The organism is Laspinema olomoucense D3b (assembly GCF_025370785.1).
In the GTDB taxonomy this organism is placed as follows: Bacteria; Cyanobacteriota; Cyanobacteriia; order Cyanobacteriales; family Laspinemataceae; genus Laspinema; species Laspinema olomoucense.
This window is the reverse complement of record NZ_JAMXFA010000097.1, coordinates 1-1,460: the sequence shown is the minus strand read 5'-3', so window position 1 is coordinate 1,460 and position 1,460 is coordinate 1. Positions and strand designations below refer to the sequence as shown.

Genomic DNA, 1,460 nt, shown 5'->3' with positions numbered 1-1,460 from the left:
CAGGGTAAGCTCATCTAATTTGGTATAAATTGTACTTGACAAGGAGAAATTATAGAGTTAGAGCACAGCCGTCTGGGATTAGAGATTCTAGGGGGGGGTAAAAACAGCTCAATCAGTCTGGGTACAAGGATTTGAGAATAAGCATCATGTAACCATCATTCATAGCGGCCCGCTTCCTTTTCTGCCGTAAGCTACCCTTGAAAGTAGTTTCTTGATTGACCGCATTCAGGGATAGCCTTCGGATGGTAGCCAAGTTGCGAGGGCTATGTAATGACCGAATCCGGCAGCTATCTTCATTAAAAGTGACATCTAAAACGTAGTGTTGTTGATTTTCAATACTCCAATGTTGACGAATAATCCGCCCATTAATCTGAGCATTGGGGGGTAAAGAACTTAAATAAAATTGAATTTCGTGAGTCGTTCCATTCCATAAATAACGGAATCGTTCTACTACAACAATAGTTTGAAGACCAACCCATTCTTCTTGTTTATAAAGTCCTCCTAATGCCGCGACTGGAAAAGCCCAAACTTTTCGAGTTTCAACTCGGCTATGGGCGGATTCTGTCTGATGATTTTCATCAATTTCAATCCCTTTAAATTGATGGCTTTGGGCGGTTTTAAACCAATTCTTGACTTGATTATAAAGAGTGGGATGGTTGCTTTTTAAGGTGACCACATAATTGGCCTTTTTTTGATGAATTAGCCGAATTATTTCAGTTTGAGTCCCCATAGCGTCCATTGTAATAGTCGCTCCGGTGATATCAATTAATTCTAAGAGGGCTGGAATGGCTGTGATTTCATTTGAATGATTTTCCACCTTAACCTGGGCGAGTACCAATCGATTCTCACTCGCCCAGGCGGTGACTAAATGTAAGTTTTTTATTCCATTTTCTCGGTCATAAGACCCTCTAAGTGTTTTTCCATCAATGGGAATAACTTGTTGGATAACTGGCCTAATTAAGTGCTGAACCCATAAGGTTAATTTTTGTTCTAAAATTTTGGGATCCAATTGTTCAAAGACCCTTCTAAACGTGTCATCGCTCGGAATACCATTTGGTAACTCTAAAAATTCTTTTAACCAAGTCAGCTTACTGATGCCATAATTTTCCATGTCCTGCCATCCATCACCTCCGGCTATTGTGGATAAAAGGGCAATCACAATAATGTCTTTAAGTAAGTGGCGTTTAGTTCGGTTAACTCTCGGATCCGGTACGTCATCAAAATAATGTGACACGCTCTCTCGTAACTGTTGCATGGAAAGGGGTTGGTTTTTGTTCAGCCCTGACTTGGATTTAGATGTGGTCTGAATTGGTGCAAATCCTTTATCCATAAAGTTTTACCTAAGCGTTGCCGATGTACTATTTTAGACATTATAGAATTGCCCATCATTAAATGGGGCAAACCCTATAATTGCTTTTTTGTCAAGTACAATTTATACCAAATTAGATGAGCTTGCCCTG

General features: G+C 39.9%; 1 protein-coding gene. It reads right to left on the bottom strand.

Features of this window, described 5'->3' with window-relative positions; genetic code table 11:
• Positions 1-112: 112 nt before the first annotated feature.
• Positions 113-1,330: an ISAs1 family transposase gene (locus tag NG792_RS28785; RefSeq protein ID WP_261237805.1), complete on the bottom strand. Its 1,218-nt coding sequence runs from the start codon at positions 1,328-1,330 to the stop codon at positions 113-115.
• Positions 1,331-1,460 lie beyond the last annotated feature (130 nt).